Source organism: Fulvimonas yonginensis (assembly GCF_037137055.1).
In the GTDB taxonomy this organism is placed as follows: domain Bacteria; phylum Pseudomonadota; class Gammaproteobacteria; order Xanthomonadales; family Rhodanobacteraceae; genus Frateuria_A; species Frateuria_A yonginensis.
The window spans coordinates 1-18706 of record NZ_JBBBNY010000018.1 but is presented as its reverse complement, the minus strand read 5'-3'; the positions used below and the strand labels follow the sequence as shown (position 1 = coordinate 18706).

Sequence of the window (18706 nt, the reverse complement as noted above, 5' to 3'; positions counted from 1 at the left end):
GACACCACGGATCAGGCGACGTCGGTCAAGGATGCCAGAGCGGCCAGCGCCTCGTGCAACCGCGTGCGCTCCGGGCCGGCGGCCAGCTCCACCAGAGGCAACCGCGGCCGCGCCGAACCCAGGCCCAGCGCCGGCAGCATCGCCTTCACCGCGATCGGATTGGGCGCGCAGTTGAGCGCCTGCACCAGCGGGTCGAGGCGCTCGTGCGCATGCGCGGCGGCGGCGCGGTCGCCCGCGACGGCAGCGTCGCACAAAGCACGGAACGCCTGCGGCACCAGGTTGGCCACTACCGAGATCGTACCGGCCGCGCCGGCCAGCATGGCCTTGCCTGCCGTGCCGTCGTCGCCGGACAGGTAGACGAAATCCGGCCGCGCAAGTTCCGCAAGCGCGCCGATCCGTTCGTCGGTGGCGACCGCCTCCTTGATGCCGAGGATCGCCGGATGGTCGCGCAGCAGCGCGACGGTCTCGGGCAGCAGGTCGCAGGCGGTGCGGGTAGGCACGTTGTAGAGCAGCAGCGGCAGGCCGCCGTGCTCGGCCACCTCCAGGAAGTGGCGTCGCAGGCCCTCCTGGGTCGGCCGGACGTAGTAGGGCGCCACCACCAGCGCTGCGTCCGCGCCGAGCGCGGCGGCGCGACGGGTCAGCGCAACGGTGCGCGCCGTACCGGCCTCGCCGGTGCCGGCGACCACCGGCACGCGGCCGGCTACCCGCTCGACCGCGAAGGCGAGCAGGCGGTCGAACTCGTCGTGCTCGAGCATGTGCGCCTCGCCGGTGGAGCCGGCGACCACCAGCGCCTGCGTGCCGCCGGCGAGCTGGTGGTCGAGCAGGCTCCCGAAGGCGGCCAGGTCCAACGAACCATCGGCGGCGAACGGCGTCACCAGCGCGCAGATGCTCCCACGAATGTCCAAGACGCGATTCCGGCTTGAAGGCAAGCGGAGGATGTTACCGGCGGCCCGTGCGCAGTGGAAGGGACGGCCAGCGCCCGCCACCCCAGCAGGAGGGAGCGTGCTCGCGATGCTTCTGGCCGGGCTTCTCCCGAAAAAGCAGAGCGAACAGGCTCGCTCCTACGGGATGCCGGTGCGGCACGGGCGCGTGACTTGCCCGGAACATCCCGGGTAAGCTCATCCGGTTCCCGCGGCTCCGCCTTGCGGGTTGCCTGAAGGTAGCCTCCCCTTGAACCGCTCCGCACGCGCCGGTACCGACAACCAGCTGCTGATCCACGCGCTCACCCCGGCCTCGCGCGCGCCGTTACTCGCGCTGACCAAGCGCATCGCCGATGCCGGCTGCAGCCTGTCCGACGCCCGCGTGTCCACGATCGGCAACGACACCTCGCTGCTGATGCTGGCCGCCGGCCCCTGGGATGCGATCGCCAAGCTGGAAACGGCGCTGGCCAAGCTCGGCCGCGACGAGGAACTGCGCCTGTCGCACTACCGCACCGGCCCGCGCGAACCGAACTCGGCGCTGCTGCCGTACCTGGTCGAGGTGGTCGCGGCCGACCGGCCGGGCATCCTGGTCAAGGTGGTGGAATTCTTCACGCGACACGACATCCGCGTGGAGCAGCTGAGCTCGATGCGCTACCAGGCCATGCAGACCGGCGCGCAGATGTTCCAGGCGCAGATCACCATCGGCATCCCGTCGCAGATCCATCTGGCCACGCTGCGCGACGACTTCCTCGAACTCTGCGACGGGCTCAACCTCGACGCGATCATGGACCCGGTGAAGTTCTGAGGCGCGGGCGCCTTCCTGTGGGTCCATCGGGCACCGGGCAGCCAGGTCGCAAGCATCGCGCGCAACGTTCGCGGCGGCAAGCCTGTTGCGCATCGGCGCGAGCGCGCTAGTCTTCGCCCGAAGGCGCCTGGTGCGCCTGCCCCGGACCGACCTCGCGGAGACCTCATGCCCGAAATCGGCAAGCCCATCCCCCACCTGATCGGCACCACCGGCGACGACACCGAACTGGATCTTTCCGAGCTCAAGGGTCGCTGGGTGGTGGTGTACTTCTACCCCAAGGATTCGACCCCCGGCTGCACCACCGAAGCGCAGGATTTCCGCGACCTCTACGACGACTTCAAGCGCAGGAACGCGGAGATCGTCGGTGTCTCGCGCGACTCGGTGAACTCGCATGCCAACTTCGCGGAGAAGCAGGCCCTGCCCTTCCCGCTGATCGCCGATACCGACGAGACCTGGTGCAAGGCCTTCGACGTGATCCACGAGAAGGTGCTCTACGGCAAGACCCACATGGGGATCGTGCGCAGCACCTTCCTGATCGATCCCAAGGGCCACCTCGCACAGGAGTGGCGCGGCGTGAAGGTGCCTGGGCACGCCCAGGCCGTACTGGATGCCATCCCCGCCAAGTGAAGCCCTCCGGCGCATCCTCCCGTTCCTCTTGCGCGGCACCGCGTCGCGCCTTCCGGCGGCTCGCGACCTTCCCGGTCGCGGCCGCTTTTCTTTTGTCCGACCGAAGCGAGGCCCCTTCCGCATGACCGGAAGCAAGCGTATCTACGCACTCGACACCAACGTGCTGCTGCATGACCCGACGTCGCTGTTCCGCTTCGAGGAGCACGACGTGTTCATCCCGATGACCGTGCTGGAGGAACTGGACGAAAAGAAGAAAGGCACCTCCGAGGTGTCGCGCAACGGCCGCCAGGTCAGCCGCTTCCTCAACGAGCTGATCGAGCGCGGCAACGGCCACGGCATCAGCAACGGTCTGGAACTGTCCAATCCCAAGGGCGTGAGCCTCAAGCGCGGTGGTGCGGTGGGGCGGCTGTACTTCCAGCAGCGCACCTCGGGCAACGGGCACGGCAAGGCGGACAACCTGATCCTGGCGGCGGTCATCGAGCTGCGCGAGCAGCACCCGGGCCGACCGGTGATCCTGGTCACCAAGGACATCAACCTGCGCATCAAGGCCAAGATCTACGGCATCGACGCGGAGGACTACGAGAACGACCGGGCGCTGGACGATTTCGCCCTGCTCTACACCGGCTCGACCGAGCTGACCGAGGACTTCTGGGAACGCCATCCCGAAGTGCAGTCCTGGAACGAGCGCGGCCGTACCTTCTACAAGCTCGACCGCCACGAGGGCGAGGACTGGTACCCCAACCAGTGCCTGTTCCTGCCCGGCGAGAACAGCGTGGAACTGCGCGTGCTGCACGTCGACGAGGCGCAGGCCACGCTGGTGCTGCTGGACGACCACAGCCACCCCAACCACAGCATCTGGGGCATCGCCGCGCGCAACCGCGAGCAGAACTTCGCGCTCAACGTGCTGATGGATCCGGACGTGGACTTCGTCACCCTGCTCGGCACCGCCGGCACCGGCAAGACCCTGCTCGCGCTCGCCGCCGGCCTGGCGCAGGTGATGGACCAGCAGCGCTACCGCGAGATCATCATGACCCGCGCCACCGTCTCGGTGGGCGAGGACATCGGCTTCCTGCCGGGCACCGAGGAGGAAAAGATGACGCCCTGGATGGGAGCACTCACCGACAACCTCGAGGTGCTCGCCAATCCCGAGGAAGGCGGCTCCTGGGGCCGCCAGGCCACCAACGACCTGCTCGCCTCGCGCATCAAGATCCGCTCGCTCAACTTCATGCGCGGACGCACTTTCCTCAGCCGCTACCTGATCATCGACGAGGCGCAGAACCTCACGCCCAAGCAGATGAAGACGCTGATCACCCGCGCCGGTCCCGGTACCAAGATCGTCTGCCTGGGCAACGTGGAGCAGATCGACACGCCCTACCTGACCGAGACCACCTCCGGCCTCACCTATGCGGTGGACCGCTTCAAGGGCTGGGAGCACTCGGCGCACATCACGCTGCGTCGCGGCGAGCGCTCGCGGCTGGCCGACTTCGCCTCCGAGGCGCTCTGAGGCCGGGGCGCGGGCGACGCGAGCCGTCCGCGCCCCGGGTGGCGATCCTTGCCGTGGCCGGGCCAGGCGCGGGCCCTGGCCTGCCGCACTGCGGCATCGTGCGGCACGCTGCCGCCTGTCTGTTCACATCCAATGCGCATGACGGGGCGCATAAAGCGCCCTGCGCGACCGTACGGACGATGTTGCGTCGCAAAAATACGCTAAAGTATGGATATGGACATGATGCCTGCCTTCGATTTCGCCAGCCCCACCCGCAACGCCACGCTGCCGCCCCGCAGCAGCGAACGTTTCGCGCATGCCCACCCCCTGCCCGAATCGGGCGAACCGGTGGTCACCCACGACGGACGGGTGCTCCTCATGCGCCCGATCGAGCCGCGCGACGTGGCCGCCCTGCGCCGCTGCTTCAAGCGGTTGCCGGCCGAGGACATCCGTCGCCGCTTCATGCACTCGCTGAGCGAGCTGCCCGAGCCGATGGCGCAACGCCTGTGCCGCATCGATCCGGCCACCGAGGCGGCCTACGTGCTGATCGACGATCGCGTGATGCCCGCGGAACTGCGCGGCGTCGGCCGCATCTTCATCGACGAGGCCACCGACAGCGCCGAATTCTCGGTGTTGGTGGAGCGCGACTGGACCCGCCAGGGCCTGGGCGCCGCGCTGATGCAGCGGCTGGTCGCCAGCTGCCGCGAGCGCGGCCTGGCCGAGCTGTGGGGCTACGTGCTGGTCGAGAACCGCCCGATGCTGCGCCTGTGCAGCGACCTGGGCTTCACCACGCGCATGGTGCCGGACGAACCGGGCGTGGCCCAGATCACCCTGCGCCTCTGAGCCGTCGGCTCGTAGGAGCGCGCTTGCTCGCCATGCCTTGGCTCTGACGCCTGACCGAGAACCAGGAAAAGGCATCGCGAGCAAGCGCGCTCCCGCCCACGACTACGGGTGCCCCTTGTTCCCGACGACCGGTCCGGCCAGTCATCCGCGACGGGTGACCCGGCCGGGCTGCGGGCTCGGCCCGCGTCCGCGCTAAACTTGCACGCTTTCCCCGCGCGGCTGCCCGCCGCGCGCGACAAGCGCGCCCCCATGCCCCAGATCCCGCATCCGCCCCTGCCCACGAGTCCCAAGCAGCGCCGTTTCTGGACGCCGCCCCACGGCTCTTCGCGCGCCTTGCTGGTGGCCGAGGCCGCACGCGACCACCGCGGCTTGCTGGTCGCCGTGACGCGCGACACCCAGCGTGCCTCGGCGCTGGAGGACGAGCTTCGCATCTTCGCCGGTGACCTGCCGGTGCTGCATTTCCCGGACTGGGAAACGCTGCCCTACGACATCTTCAGCCCGCACCCGGAGATCGTCTCCCAGCGCATCGCCACGCTCTACCGCCTGCCGTCGGTCAAGCGCGGCGTGCTGGTGGTGCCGGTCGCCACGCTGATGCAGCGCATCGCGCCACGCTCGCACGTCACCGGCTCCGGCCTGGTGATGGTCAAGGGCCAGAAGCTGGACCTGGCCGCCGAGCAACGGCGCCTCGAAGCGGCCGGCTATCGCCACGTGCCGCAGGTGACCGAGCCGGGCGACTACGCCGTGCGCGGCGCGCTGATCGACATCTTCCCGATGGGCACGGCCGAGCCCTACCGCATCGAGCTGTTCGACGACGAGGTCGACTCGATCCGCAGCTTCGACCCGGAGACCCAGCGCTCCCAGCAGCCGGTGGACAAGGTGGAGCTGCTGCCGGCGCGCGAGTTCCCGCTCACCGAGGAGGCGGCCAGGGATTTCCGCACCGCCCTGCGCGAGCGCTTCCCGATCGACATCCGCCGCTGCCCGCTCTACCAGGACATGAAGGAGGGCGTGACGCCCGGCGGCATCGAGTACTACCTGCCGCTGTTCTTCGCGCAGACCGCCACGCTGTTCGATTACCTGGCCGAAGATGCGGTAGTCGTGCTCGGCGAAGGCGCCGCCGAGGCCTCCGAGCAGTTCTGGAAGAACACCGCCGAGCGCTACGACCAGCGCGCGCACGACATCGAGCGCCCGGTGCTGCCGCCGGCCGAGCTGTACCTCTCGCCCGAACAGTTGCGCGAGCAGCTGAACCGGCGCCTGCGCGTGGAAGTGGTCCCCTCCGGCCACGAGCACGCGGTCGACACGGGCACCCTGCCCGCGCCCGAGGTGCCGCTCAACCGCAAGGGCGAGGAACCGGGGACGTCGCTGCGACATTTCCTGGAAAGCTACCCCGGCCGCGTGCTGATCGCGGCCGACTCGGCCGGACGGCGCGAGGCGCTCGCCGAGACCCTGGCCGGCGCCGGGCTCCGGCCCGACGCGGTGGACGGCTGGCGCGGCTTTCTCGAGGCCACGGCCACACGGCTGGCGATCAGCGTCGCGCCGCTGGAACAGGGCTTCGCCCTCAAGCGACCCGTCCTCGCCGTGCTCACCGAGCGCGAGCTGTACGGCGAGCGCGTGCGTACCGAGCGCAAGCGCCGCCGCGGCGCCGCGCGTGATCCGGACGCGATCATCCGCGACCTCACCGAACTGTCGGTCGGTGCGCCGATCGTGCACGTCGACCACGGCGTGGGCCGCTACCAGGGCCTGGTGTCGATGGAACTCGGCGGCATGGAAGGCGAGTTCCTGGTGATCGAGTACGCCAAGGGCGACAAGCTCTACGTGCCGGTGGCGCAGCTCGGCCTGGTGAGTCGCTACTCCGGCACCGCGCCGGAGCTGGCGCCGCTGCATTCGCTCGGCGGCGATGCCTGGGAACGCGCGCGCAAGAAAGCCGCCGAGAAGGTGCGTGACGTCGCCGCCGAGCTGCTGGCGATCTACGCCCAGCGCGAGGCGCGCGGCGGCGAGTCGATCAGCATCGACCGTGGCATGGTCGAGGAATTCGGCGCCAGCTTCCCGTTCGAGGAAACCCCCGACCAGGAGCAGGCCATCGACGCCGTACTGCAGGACCTTGCCGCGCCACGTGCGATGGACCGCGTGATCTGCGGCGACGTCGGCTTCGGCAAGACCGAGGTCGCCCTTCGCGCCGCCTTCGCCGCCGCGATCGCCGGCAAGCAGGTGGCCGTACTGGTCCCCACCACCCTGCTCGCCCAGCAGCACTACCGCAACTTCGCCGACCGCTTCGCCGACTGGCCGGTGAAGGTGGACGTGCTCTCGCGCTTCCGCTCGACCAAGCAGGTCGGCGACACGCTCAAGCGCCTGGCCGACGGGCAGATCGACGTGATCGTGGGCACCCACAAGCTGCTGCAGCCGGACATCAAGTTCAAGAACCTGGGCCTGGTCATCGTCGACGAGGAACAGCGCTTCGGCGTGCGCCAGAAGGAGCAGCTGAAAAAGCTGCGCGCGGAAGTGGACCTGCTCACCATGACTGCCACGCCGATCCCGCGCACGCTCAACATGGCGATGAGCGGCCTGCGCGACCTGTCGCTGATCACCACACCGCCCGCCCATCGCATGGCCGTGCGCACCTTCATCACGGCGTGGGACCCCGCGACCATCCGCGAGGCCTTCCAGCGCGAGCTTTCGCGTGGCGGCCAGGTGTACTTCCTGCACAACCAGGTCGAGACGATCGAGCGCACCGCGCGCGAGCTGGGAGAACTGATCCCCGAGGCGCGCATTGGCATCGCCCACGGCCAGATGCCCGAGCGCGAGCTCGAGCGCGTGATGGCCGACTTCCACCGCCAGCGCTTCAACGTGCTGGTGTGCACCACCATCATCGAGACCGGCATCGACATCCCGACCGCCAACACCATCGTCATCGACCGCGCCGACCGCTTCGGCCTGGCCCAGCTGCACCAGCTGCGCGGCCGCGTGGGCCGCTCGCACCACCGCGCCTACGCCTACCTGATCGTGCCCGACCGCAAGGCGATGACCGCCGACGCCGAGAAGCGGCTGGAGGCGCTGGCCTCGCTGGAGGAACTGGGCGCCGGCTTCACCCTGGCCACCCACGACCTGGAGATCCGCGGGGCAGGCGAGCTGCTCGGCGAGGAACAGTCCGGCCAGATCCAGGAAATCGGCTTCGGCCTCTACACCGAGCTGCTCGACCGCGCCGTGCGTGCGCTCAAGAGCGGCAAGGTGCCCGACTTCGACCTCTCCTCCGAGCACGAGACCGAAGTCGAACTGCACCTGCCCGCGCTGATCCCCGACGACTACCTTCCAGACGTGCACACGCGCCTGACCCTGTACAAGCGCATCGCGAGTGCAAGGAACGAGGACCAGTTGCGCGACCTGCAGGTGGAGATGATCGACCGCTTCGGCCTGCTGCCCGAACCCACCAAGACGCTGTTCGCGCTGTCCAGCCTCAAGCTGATGGCCACGCCGCTGGGCATCCGCAAGCTCGACCTTGGCACCGCCGGCGGGCGCATCACCTTCCGCGACAAGCCCGAGATCGACCCGATGGCGATCATCCGCCTGATCCAGGGCCAGCCGCGCGTGTACAAGCTCGATGGCCAGGACAAGCTCAGGATCGTGCTCGAGCTCCCGGGCGCCGCCGAGCGCATCCGCGCCGCGCAGGAAGTGCTGGTGCAACTGGGCGCCCGCCGCCCCGCCTGATGCGCCCCTCTCCCCTCGGGGCGAGGGCCGGGGTGAGGAGCGGGCTCGCGAAAGTCCTCCTACCCCCGGTCCAGCGGGCTGACCACCGCCATCCCGCCCCGGTTGAGCACGTGCCGGCTGTACCGGCAGGTGGAGACACCATGGACACGGCGCAATGTCCTTATCTAGAGCGGCTTCCACGGACTCCCCGGCATGTCCATAGAAATAGGGGTTGTTGAGCCCTTCTAACCTCCTTTCCAGGTCCATACCTCGATGAAGGGGCCAGACAAGATTCGCTGCTTGCATTCGGCGAGGCGCCGCTGCGATGGTGCTGGCTACCATAAGGGAACCCATCGAAGCGGATAGCACATGGCGTTCGACTACACCCAAGTTGAAGGGCTTACGGACCAGCGGGCACTCGTGCTGCCGTATGTCCTTCCGGTCCTCATCCGACGCGCCAAGGAAGGTCGGCTAATCACCTATACCGAGCTTGCTCAAGAAATTGAAGACGAGTACGGGATATCGCCCCACGTAGGTCGGATGACTTGGTGGGGTTGGCCGGTTGGCACTGTGGGGTTCATGGTAAGAGACTGGGGGGCACAGAACGGCCTGATGGTTCCGCCAATTAATGTGATCGTCGTTAGTAAAACGACCGGCAGACCCGGCGCCGGAGCCGATCACGTCGCCGCCTATTACAAGATCGACGGTGTTGACATTGAGCGGAACCGAAGTGCGTACATGGATGCAGCCGCCGAAGCTGTTTTCAACTACGGAAAACGCAACTGGGACGAGGTCGCCAAGGCTGCCGGCGCGAAGGCCCTCCCCACTCAACGGAAAGAGATTCAGGGTGTCGCAAGTATTCCCCTTCCGAGCATTCCCGCTAAATTCGGTGGCGAAAGCGTCGCCCACAAAGCGCTCAAGGTATGGGCAGTACAAAATCCGTCTATATTCCGAGAGTATGGCAAATTCACGATTGGTGAAAACGAAAAGGTACTTAGCTCCGGGGATCGCCTTGACGCCTATTTCTTCAACGGCACCGAACGCTTGGCAGTTGAAGTAAAGCCACGCTCGTCAACGGAGGACGAGCTTAAACGCGGCGTCTATCAGTGCATCAAGTATCAAGCGGTTATGCGAGCCGAAAACCAATCCCTTGGAGTGGCACCGGTTGTCTCTGCTGTTCTTGTTTGCACACGAACACCAGGTACGGAAGTGCGTAATCTGATGAAACGCCTGCACGTGGAGTTTATCCTCGCCCCGAAATGGGCCGAAGAACACTAGGACGCGTTGCACGCTCGCTCGCTAGGATCGCGCTCGACAGGCTGCGTGCTACCCCTTGATGCTCTCGATAAGCATGTGCCGGATGGTCCGATTTTCAAGCTTGGAGACAATCGGGCTGCTGTCATCCACGTTGTCATGGACGTGCATGCCCTCGTTGTAGATGATCCCCAGAAGATAAAGCGTTTCGTCGATATCTACGCCACTTGCGGCGGCGAAATCAAGTTTTTTTCTCGTCGAATTTGTATTGAGATATTCCGACTGACGACCTGGATCCTGAATAGCATCGTGGACGATTTTCTCAATCTGAACTCTGACGAAGCAGCAAACAGCAAAGGGATCATAGTTGTCGGATTCCCCAATGTACTTGGTCCACTCGGCTTCCGTGTGCTCGTGAAATTTAGCCGAATCCCCCCAAGCCTCCCTCAAACCAAGCGCCTTAAAATTTGCCTTGATGTCGACTGGCGTCGGACTATAGTGGAGATAATGTCTACTGACATCTTCCTCGATCGACAAATCCTTACGTAGCGAAATTAGAGCGCGGAAGTCTTTATTAATTTGAGGCTTAGACTTCTTCAAAAAATAGATTTTTTGATCTGCGAACGTGAAGTTCCTAAAGTAATACGGATTAAGGTGCGTGAGTATCATTGGATACACGTTCCGCTTCTTCTCGCGAGCCTTCTTGATTAATCTGGTTATGTAGTATTGAACGGCAACCAGGTTCGCGTCATCGAGGTAATCAAACACCTCGTCAATGATGAGAATAACCTCACGTGAAGAGAAGGACCGCTCAATCTTTCGAAGCTCAGCTGCGAAGCAAAGTGAGTCGCGCTGTCCATTGGAGATGTGCATGGCCGGGGGAAACGGGACCACCAGACTTCCCTTGCGCTCAACAGGCCTAACCTTCTTCCATGTCGCGCCAAACGCGTGAATGATGTCCTCGAAACTCTCCTTTTCATTTACGTAGGCAAAATATTTACAGGCTTCCTTGAAAGCCTTTTTGTCCTCAAGATAAAGCAGCGCCACTTGCAGACCCGAGAGCAGTGCATCAATGCGGGTCTGCCCAGGGCTTGCGGCCAACGTCAGTAAGTTTGCCAGCCCCCTGATGGCGTCAATAAGTTCCAGGCGGGGCCCGAGGGCACTGCTTGCCCAAGCGCGTATATCGTCCGCGGTCCCGGACTGGGCTTGAAGCAACGCCGTCATGTGACCGAGGTCATTGCGGATGCGGACGCCCTCCATTTTGTCCATAAGACCACATAGACCAGCCAGACCGTCCGCAAGCCCCGGAGTTGCTAGGACGTTCTCGAGGTTCCGGAAGGCCTTCCCGGCCGACCCGAATCGGGCGCGCATGGCCGTCACGTCATACGCGTGCCGCGCCTTGACCGGAATTTTTTGGACCAGCACCAGCTCGCTGATCTCCAGGGATGCCGTAGCGGTCGTGAACTTGCCCATGTTGTGCTTTGTCGCCTTAGCCCGAAGTCGGCTGGCGATGACATGGACATCAAAGCATCCCGCGATGGCATTGCTGTTGCGGTCCGCGATCAGGCTAAAAGTTTGGCCGCCTTGCTTGATCGTGAGGGTGAGCTTCGGGGCAAGCGACTCGTCTCCAAGATGAAACTGTTCTTTGGGGAGATCTAAACGGTTAGCCTTGAGCGCAGAAAAGGCTGTGGCGAGCGAGCTTTTGCCGAATCCGTTAGGGGCGACGAGGAGAGACGGCTTATTGGGAATAATATCGAGTTGGAACGTCTGATTCCTGATGCCCCTGACATGCTCGATGGCGATCGATCTGATCATCGTCCTTGCCCCTGTGGAAAAAACTTTTAGAACTGCGACTATCGCCTAGCCCGCCGCCATGACGTCACATGCGTAATCAACGTTGGCGCATCGGGTCCACTTCGCTGGTGTTCGGCAATCGCTCGCCACCCTGGCACATGCGCAGTCATCAGTGCCTTGAACATCCTGCCGTGATTCTTGTGCCGCAGGTGGAGCAGTTCGTGCACGATCACGTAGTCTTGGAAGGATCGGTCTTGGTTGACTAGATCGGCAGCCAACGTGACGGTCCCTCTCGATGAGCAGGAACCCCACTTTCGGCGCATCTCCTGAACCCGTACAACGCGAGGGTTGACCTTGATCTTGACTGCCCAAGCTAACACCCGGCGCCGCAGGTCCTGTGCCGGGTAGTGCGATGACTTCATTCGCCGCCCTCCGCCAGCATCAACTTCACCACAACATCAACAACTCTTGCCCGCTCGTCCTGCGCCAGCGCAAGCAGCGGCTTGTACATGGATGCACGCAGCCTCCGCTGTTCGTCTGCGTTAACCGAGGCGTTCGGGAAGCGCCCAAGTAGCTCCTCGGCGTCCTTGGCCAGCGTCATCGGATTGAGGCCAGCTGTTTTGATGGCTGCGTCGTCACGCAACACCCAGGCGACGGCGAAGGCGCGGGCTGATAGACCGCTGTCCCGTGCCGCCTTCATCGCCGCGTCCTTTTCGCCTGCCAATGCTGCCAGCTGGTCCATAGCCGCCAAGCCGGTCACCTTCCGATCCTCCAAATCCTTGAGGATTCGCTCGGCGCGATCCTTCAGCGGCTGGAGCACCGGGGCGGCTGCGGGGTCTTCATCGATCTCGTGCTGCAGGCCACGAACAAGGTTGAACACCTTGCTCTCATCGGATCCATCTTCACTGCGTAGCGACCTTAAGGTCGCCACATCAAATGTCACGGTCTTGGTCAATCGCCCAAGACCATGTTGCTCTGCGCTTTCCTCGATCAGGCGCCGCGTCTTGTAGGCAAGATCGGCCACAAAACCGACTTTTTCGGCGTAGGCATTGCGCACGGCCGCATACAGCTGGCTGAGCTGCTTGTAGGTCGCGATGTGGTCACGCAGCGCAGGATCAGGCGAGAGGATTTCCCACAGCGCCTCGATCTCCTTGTAGCTCTCGAAGAAGGTCTTGCGCGCTTCGGGCGTCAGGAAGCGGCCGAACACCAGGCGCTCCAGTCGCTCGTCGGGTGAGCCGCCAGCCTCTGACTCCAGATAGTCCTTCTTCGCCTGCTCGATGCGTTGCAGGAAGTCCTGCAGGAGCACATCGAGATCCTCGATCACGCCGCTGACATCGCTGGAGTCGAACTGCAGCGCCTTCTTCAACTCGCGAAGCACGCCGACGAAGTCAACCACCAGGCCGACGCGCTTCTGCACGCCGTTGGCGTCCACGTAGGGCCGGTTCACGCGCGCAATCGACTGCAGCAGCACGTGATCGCGCATCGGCTTGTCGAGATACAGGCAGTACAGCGGCGGCGCGTCGTAGCCGGTGAGCAGTTTGTCGGTGACGATCAGGATCTTCGGGTTCTCGGCGGGCTTCTTGAACAGCAGGCGCACCTGCTCCTCTGCCTCGTCGGAGAGCTGCAACTCGGCCACCAGCGGTCGATCCACCACGTCGGCCGAGTTCTCGGTGTACACCGGCGCGGTCCACTCGGGAGGCAGCAGCTTGTCCAGCGCCTTCTTGTACTTGGCACAGGCCTCGCGGTTCACGGCCACCACGAAGGCTTTGTAGCCCAGGGGAAGCACGTTCTCCTTGAAGTGCTCGGCGATGAAGGCGGACACCTTCTCGATGCGGTCGTCCGCCGTCAGGAAGGTGCGCAGCCCCACCGCGCGGTCGAGCACCTTGTTCAGCTCCTCGACATCGGTCACGCCTTCGCTTTCGGCGAGCGCGAAGAACTCCTTGTCCAGCCGTTCAGCGGGAACCGTCATCTCGCTCGGCGCCATCACGTGCTTTATGGGCAGCGTGGTCTCGTCGGCGATGCTCTCGGCGATGGAGTACTTGTCCAGGTAGCCCAGCTCGTCTTGCGTGCCGAAGATCTTGAACGTGCCTTCACCCTGGGAGGTGCGCGCAATGGGCGTGCCGGTGAAGCCGATGATCGTGGCCTTTGGCACGGCGGCCATCAGGTAGGTGCCGAGGTCCTTGGCCACCGATCGGTGCGCCTCGTCGATGAACACGTAGACGTTGTCGCGCAGGCAGCTGTCTTTGCGGATAGCCTCGAACTTGTGGATCATCGAGATGATCAGGCCCCGGAAGTTTGCATCCAGCAGGGACTGCAGTTTGGCCTTGTTGTTCGCCCGCTCAACAGCGATGTCCTGCTGCTGCATCTCTCCCAGCAGGCGCTCCACCCAGCCTTTCAACTGGCCTTCCAGCTCGGTGCGGTCCACCACCAGAATCACAGTCGCATTGGAGTAGCGCGCCTTGTCCTCTAGGATCTGACGCGCCGCCGTTAGCAGCGTGAAGGTCTTGCCCGAGCCCTGGGTGTGCCACACCAAGCCGCGCGTCTTGGCTGGGTCGGCGCAGCGATCCAGGATGGCGTCGATAGCGCGCCGCTGGTGCTGGCGCAGCACTGACTTACGTGTCTCGCCGTCCTGTACGTAGAACAAGATCCAGTGCTGCAGCGTGCGCAGGAAGTCGGTAGGCTCGAAGAAAGCTTGCACCGCGAAGCGGTAGGTTTCCTCCGGCACCTGCTTCCAGCGCGCCATGTCTCGCCGGTTGGCGTTCCAGGTCACGCCGTACCAGTAGTCGAGCAGGTGCGTTACGTTGAACAGCTGGGTCGTGGCCAGCAGCTCCGGCGTTTCCAGCTCGTAGCGGCGCAGTTGCTTGATCGCGCGCTCGATGGCGTCGCCGTCCTTCGGGTTCTTGTGCTCGACGATCACCACCGGCACGCCGTTGACGACAAACATCACGTCGGCCCGGTTGCCCTTACGCGCGGGCGGCTTGATCTTCCACTCCCAGGTCACATGGAAGACGTTATCCGCTACGTGCTCGAAGTCGATCACCGTCACCGGCCGATGGCGCTTCTCGGCCTCGTCATACCACTGGCGTTCGCCGCGCAGCCAGGCCAGCAGCTCGCGGTTGCCCTCGATGGTGGCCGGCAGCGCGTCCAGGGTTTCCACCACCGAGCGCACAGCATCGGCGGACATCCATGGATTGAACGCGGCGAGCTTGGCTTCCAGCACGTCGCGGAAGAAGGTACCCGCCTCGCCGCCGCGCTTGGTGCGTGCGTCCTCCGGCGTGATCGAAGTCCAGCCGATCTCCACCGCGTGCTTGACCATCGGGAACTGCACCGTGCCGGCTTCACTGATCTTGAGTGTGCTCATGCCGTGGCCTCCTCCTCGGGTTGCGTCGAGGCCATGGACAGCGCCGACAGATCCAGATCCGACACGGCGATCTCGCCGGTCATCAGCTTGTGCAGCAGGGCCTTGAACAGTTCTTCCAACACGCCGCGCTTTTGCTGATGCAGATCGATCTTGCGGTCAAGAGCGTCCAGGACGGAGACGATCTCGCGCTGTTCATCAAGTGTTGGGGGCAGCGGGATCGGCAGGCCCCTTAAGAAGGCGCAAGTCAACGCTCCCTTCGTGCTACCACCGCCTGACGCCACCTGCCGAAGGTACTCGTACTGCGTTTCGAGATAGCCTCGAATGAACCCTGGCTCGGCTCGCTCAGTGTTTGTTTGCAAGTAGGCGATGTGCTGATTGATGCTCGCCTCAATCCTGAGAACTGCACAGTGCCCAAGTGTCTTGCCTTGCCCAGTGATTGCCATGAGCACTGCTCCAGGCTGGACACGCGGTAAGTGGCATTCGGCGAGTGCAACGTCGGTTACGAACTGGTCTGCAACCGCAATTTCCCTGTCATAAACCTTTGCGCTGGTTAGCCATGGAAACGTTCCGTCATTCCAGTAGGCCGGAACGGTCTTCTTTGGCGTTGAGCCATTTCCAATTTTTCCGAGCGATCCTAGCGGCACGACTTCCCAACTCTCCGGAACCGGCCCGATCTCGGTCTCTTTCAGAGGTTCGCCACGCAGACCGCGCGTAAAGAGGGCGTTCATTACGGTACGCTTCAAGGTGCTGGCGTTTTGTTCGGCGTTCAGTTCAGCGGCAGCAGCGGCGTGAATCGTCTCCAGAGCATTCGCAATGGCCGATTGATCGTCTGGCTCGATTTCCGGGATTGGCAAATCGAGCAGGACGCCTTCTGGTACTCGCTGACGACCGGTAGAGCCTTCCATCCGTTCCGCGACATGGTGCCGAACATCAGGGTGCAGGAGATAGAAGAACAGAAGACGAGGGTCATGCCCCGGCTTGCTTGGGTGAAGGGGAATAACCTCGGTAGTCGCGTATCCGAATGGACCAGGGAGGATGCGAGCCAACGCCTGCTTTCCGTTCTCGAATGAAGGCGTAATCTTCGCGACCAGTACGTCGCCACATTCAAAGTACGTGCCGCTGGTGATTGCCTGCGGCGACCTCATCGTGAAGGATGGATCGTAGGCACCGCCTTGCGGAATTGCCTCCATCGCTGAGAAGGGAACTTCGGCCACCGCACCGACATCGAGGCCGCGCGGTTTCTTGGTGACCGCATAGGAATCCCCAACGCGACTCCAAGTCCGTCCGAAGCCAAGATCGACGTCAAACAGACTCATCTTCGACTCCTGCCAGCAGCTTCGAAATGGTTGCTGAAAGGCGGTGCGTCTCTTGATCCAGAGCCGTCAGCTTCTTGACCAGCGCGCTGACTGATGCGAACTCCGTTGAACTAGCCTGTCCGACCCATCTGCTTGGACTGAGGTTGTAGTCGGTCTCTTCTGCCTGCGTTCTTGTGATGACAGCCAGCTCGCCGTCGACCGGTTCGCCCTTGACGTACGTTGCGGCCAATGACCGAATATCTTCCTCGGGCAGGTAGTTTTTGGGCTTGCCCTTTTGGAAGTGGCGGCTGGCGTTGAGCAGGACGATTTTGCCCCTGCGCGCGGCAGGCTTGCGCTTGTTCAGCACCACGATCACGCCCGCCGCCGTGGTGTTGTAGAAGAGGTTTTCGGGCAGCAGGATCACGCCGTCGATCAAGTCCTGATCGACAAACCACTTGCGGATGTTGCGTTCCTTGTCCTCGTTCTTGGAGCCAGAGCCGCGCGTCACTGCGCCGGTGTCGAGCACCACGGCGGCACGGCCGTGGTCATTCAGGCAGGCGAGCGTGTGCTGCAGCCAGGCCCAGTCCCCTTTGCCGGTGGTGATGCCGCCCGCTGTGCGGAAGCGGTCGAACGGGTCGTTGGCGAACAGATCGGCCGCGAACGGCTGATTCCACATGGGGTTGGCCACCACGATGTCGTGCCCACGGATCTTGCCGCTGGACTCGCGGAATTTCGGGTTGATCATGGTGTCGCCGCGAGCCAGCTCCACCTCCATGTCGTGGATGATGGCGTTCATCTGCGCCACGGCGTAGCTCTCGGCCTGCAACTCCTGGCCGGACAACTTGAGCGGCACACGGCTGGTGGGATCGAGTTCGCGGGCGACAAGCTGGAGCTTGATCAGCAGCCCCGCCGAGCCGCAGGCGTAATCGTGGCAGGTCTCGCCAGGCTTGGGGCGCAGGATGTGCGCCATGAGGAAGCCCACCTCAGTCGGGGTGAAGAACTCGCCCGCGCTCTGGCCCGATCCTTCAGCGAACTTGCGCAGCAGGTATTCGTAGGCACGGCCGAGGAAGTCAGGCTGCACATCGGCGAGGCCGAGGCGGTAGCGAGGGTCCGAGAAAGTCTCGACCACGCCGCGCAACTTGGCCGGATTGATGTCGCGCTCGCCGTTGCGTTCTGCGGCGAAGTCCACCACGTCGATCACGCCGGACAGCGTTGGGTTCTGCTTGACCACCGCACGCACGGCCTTGGTCAGGTGCTCGCCGATATCCCTGGGCGCGGTCGGGCGGCCCCGATCGTCCAGCGGCCAGTCGAAGGATTCGCGCCCACTGAGCACCGCCCACCGAGCCGCCGGAGGTAAGTAGAACCGCAGAAGCGAGTGGTCCGACTCCGCAATTTCCAAGGCAGTGGCCCGGTCGCCGTACTCCTCGGCCAGGCGCTCGATTTCGTCGTCAAAGACGTCGGAAAGCCGCTTCAAGAAGAGCAGTGGCAGCAGGTAATCCTTGAACTTTGCCGCATCCTTCTCGCCCCGGATCGAGCAGGCGGCGTCCCACAGCATTTGCTCCATCGGCTTGGTTGTAGGTGCTCCGGCCGTGCGTCCTGAGCGGCGCCGCGTCACTTGCGCCGCAGCCTCGGCAGGCACGGCTCCCTCGGCACCCTCGATACCAGCCTCGCGGGCTAGCGCAAGAATCGCCTCCTGAGCGGCGCGCTGCGGCCTGTTGGCGCCACCCTCCCAACGGTTGATCGTGGCGAAGGAGACGCCAAGGCGCGCGGCGAACTGCTCCTGCGTCAGGTTGAGAGCCGCGCGGGTGGCACGGAGGACGGCGGGAAAGTCAGGAAGTTGTGTCATGTTTGTTATGTTTGCTATATTTGACTCGCTTGTCAAGCAGGGCCATACAGCATGCCCCCGCCGTGGGGCCAACGCGCTTCAACGGAGCCAATCCATGACCGCAAACCGATGGGACACTGCCGGCGTACCGCATAAGGGATGGACGTGCGTTGACGTTATTGACTTGCGCGCCGACGGCGAGCCAGCAGACGAGACCGACTACGCAACCTGCCAAATGTGCGGCAATGAGAAAATTCGCTACGTCCATGTAATGGCGCATCCGGCCTTGGACGAGCATCTTGAAGTCGGCTGCGTCTGCGCCGAGAAGATGAGCGATGACTACGAGGGGCCCAAACGGCGAGAGGCCACGTTGCGGAATCGAGCGGTCCGCCGCGCCCGCTGGCTACGACGCAAGTGGCGGGTATCCGCCAAGGGGAATAGCTTTCTGAACCTCGAAGGCTACAACCTGGTGGTGTATCCGACGAAGGCGGGTAGCTGGGGCTACAAGATCGGGGGCCGATTCGGCGGCAGGACTTATCCTACTTCCAGCGAAGCCAAGCTGGCGCTATTCGACGATTTCTGGGCTGCGACGAAAGATCATCCGAAGTTATGGTCATCGTGATGAACATGAAGCGGGCCTACCATGGCAGCATGCACGCTGCCATGGCGGCAGCCCAAGTACAGGGCCGCTCGCTTAAGAGGCGAGTGTCTGCTTGAAGCCAGCGACGTCCCCCCACTTTTGAGTAGCACCGCGGTTTGGAGTCCAATCCCCCATCCGAAGGAGATTGGACGTGAAGAAGCGGTTTTCCGAAGAACAGATC

13 protein-coding genes are annotated in these 18706 nt (G+C 63.9%); 7 read left to right on the top strand and 6 right to left on the bottom strand.

The features are described from left to right. Positions 1–11: 11 nt before the first annotated feature. Positions 12–905, bottom strand: coding sequence for a 4-hydroxy-tetrahydrodipicolinate synthase (gene dapA, locus WAT24_RS15885; RefSeq protein WP_336808878.1), 894 nt, complete (start codon positions 903–905; stop codon positions 12–14). A 265-nt stretch (positions 906–1170) separates the two neighbouring features. Between dapA and WAT24_RS15880 the strand changes: the two genes are divergently transcribed. The 6 genes from WAT24_RS15880 (at position 1171) to WAT24_RS15855 (ending at position 9634) form a co-directional block, all read left to right on the top strand. Continuing rightward, on the top strand, positions 1171–1725 hold the full coding sequence (locus WAT24_RS15880; protein ID WP_336808877.1) for a glycine cleavage system transcriptional repressor: 555 nt from the start codon (positions 1171–1173) through the stop codon (positions 1723–1725). A 165-nt stretch (positions 1726–1890) separates the two neighbouring features. After that, positions 1891–2352, top strand: coding sequence for a peroxiredoxin (locus WAT24_RS15875; protein ID WP_336808876.1), 462 nt, complete (start codon positions 1891–1893; stop codon positions 2350–2352). Between the two features lie 121 nt (positions 2353–2473). Then, positions 2474–3856, top strand: a complete 1383-nt coding sequence (locus tag WAT24_RS15870) for a PhoH family protein (protein WP_336808875.1) — start codon at positions 2474–2476, stop codon at positions 3854–3856. 219 nt (positions 3857–4075) lie between these two features. Next, positions 4076–4678, top strand: coding sequence for a GNAT family N-acetyltransferase (locus WAT24_RS15865; protein WP_336808874.1), 603 nt, complete (start codon positions 4076–4078; stop codon positions 4676–4678). A 249-nt stretch (positions 4679–4927) separates the two neighbouring features. Next, complete coding sequence (mfd, locus tag WAT24_RS15860; RefSeq protein WP_336808873.1) at positions 4928–8377, top strand: transcription-repair coupling factor; 3450 nt, start codon at positions 4928–4930, stop codon at positions 8375–8377. Positions 8378–8725: 348 nt separating this feature from the next. Continuing rightward, complete coding sequence (locus tag WAT24_RS15855) at positions 8726–9634, top strand: hypothetical protein (protein ID WP_336808872.1); 909 nt, start codon at positions 8726–8728, stop codon at positions 9632–9634. A gap of 48 nt (positions 9635–9682) precedes the next feature. Here the strand turns inward: WAT24_RS15855 and WAT24_RS15850 are convergent, their stop codons facing one another. From WAT24_RS15850 to WAT24_RS15830, 5 genes are read right to left on the bottom strand one after another with little or no spacing between them, the layout of a single operon-like run. Beyond that, complete coding sequence (locus tag WAT24_RS15850; protein ID WP_336808871.1) at positions 9683–11425, bottom strand: hypothetical protein; 1743 nt, start codon at positions 11423–11425, stop codon at positions 9683–9685. A 38-nt stretch (positions 11426–11463) separates the two neighbouring features. Further along, on the bottom strand, positions 11464–11826 hold the full coding sequence (locus WAT24_RS15845; protein WP_425605316.1) for a M48 metallopeptidase family protein: 363 nt from the start codon (positions 11824–11826) through the stop codon (positions 11464–11466). Beyond that, positions 11823–14765, bottom strand: coding sequence for a type I restriction endonuclease subunit R (locus tag WAT24_RS15840; protein ID WP_336808870.1), 2943 nt, complete (start codon positions 14763–14765; stop codon positions 11823–11825). Before WAT24_RS15840 ends, WAT24_RS15845 begins: the two co-directional genes overlap by 4 nt. Continuing rightward, positions 14762–16081: a restriction endonuclease subunit S gene (locus WAT24_RS15835; RefSeq protein ID WP_336808869.1), complete on the bottom strand. Its 1320-nt coding sequence runs from the start codon at positions 16079–16081 to the stop codon at positions 14762–14764. The genes WAT24_RS15840 and WAT24_RS15835 overlap by 4 nt, the downstream gene beginning before the upstream one ends. Beyond that, positions 16068–17906: an N-6 DNA methylase gene (locus tag WAT24_RS15830; protein ID WP_336808868.1), complete on the bottom strand. Its 1839-nt coding sequence runs from the start codon at positions 17904–17906 to the stop codon at positions 16068–16070. Before WAT24_RS15830 ends, WAT24_RS15835 begins: the two co-directional genes overlap by 14 nt. 94 nt (positions 17907–18000) lie before the next feature. Between WAT24_RS15830 and WAT24_RS15825 the strand changes: the two genes are divergently transcribed. After that, the gene (locus tag WAT24_RS15825) at positions 18001–18507 is read left to right on the top strand and encodes a hypothetical protein (protein ID WP_336808867.1); all 507 of its coding nucleotides are present in this window, start codon (positions 18001–18003) and stop codon (positions 18505–18507) included. The last annotated feature ends 199 nt before the right edge of the window (positions 18508–18706 follow it).

Bases quoted from the DNA above. Each gene is read 5' to 3' on its own strand.
- WAT24_RS15875 (WP_336808876.1), top strand. From the start codon at position 1,891: ATGCCCGAAATCGGCAAGCCCATCCCCCACCTGATCGGCACCACCGGC.
- WAT24_RS15870 (WP_336808875.1), top strand. From the start codon at position 2,474: ATGACCGGAAGCAAGCGTATCTACGCACTCGACACCAACGTGCTGCTG.
- WAT24_RS15865 (WP_336808874.1), top strand. From the start codon at position 4,076: ATGATGCCTGCCTTCGATTTCGCCAGCCCCACCCGCAACGCCACGCTG.
- mfd (WP_336808873.1), top strand. From the start codon at position 4,928: ATGCCCCAGATCCCGCATCCGCCCCTGCCCACGAGTCCCAAGCAGCGC.
- WAT24_RS15855 (WP_336808872.1), top strand. From the start codon at position 8,726: ATGGCGTTCGACTACACCCAAGTTGAAGGGCTTACGGACCAGCGGGCA.
- WAT24_RS15850 (WP_336808871.1), bottom strand. From the start codon at position 11,425: ATGATCAGATCGATCGCCATCGAGCATGTCAGGGGCATCAGGAATCAG.
- WAT24_RS15845 (WP_425605316.1), bottom strand. From the start codon at position 11,826: ATGAAGTCATCGCACTACCCGGCACAGGACCTGCGGCGCCGGGTGTTA.
- WAT24_RS15840 (WP_336808870.1), bottom strand. From the start codon at position 14,765: ATGAGCACACTCAAGATCAGTGAAGCCGGCACGGTGCAGTTCCCGATG.
- WAT24_RS15835 (WP_336808869.1), bottom strand. From the start codon at position 16,081: ATGAGTCTGTTTGACGTCGATCTTGGCTTCGGACGGACTTGGAGTCGC.
- WAT24_RS15830 (WP_336808868.1), bottom strand. From the start codon at position 17,906: ATGACACAACTTCCTGACTTTCCCGCCGTCCTCCGTGCCACCCGCGCG.
- WAT24_RS15825 (WP_336808867.1), top strand. From the start codon at position 18,001: ATGACCGCAAACCGATGGGACACTGCCGGCGTACCGCATAAGGGATGG.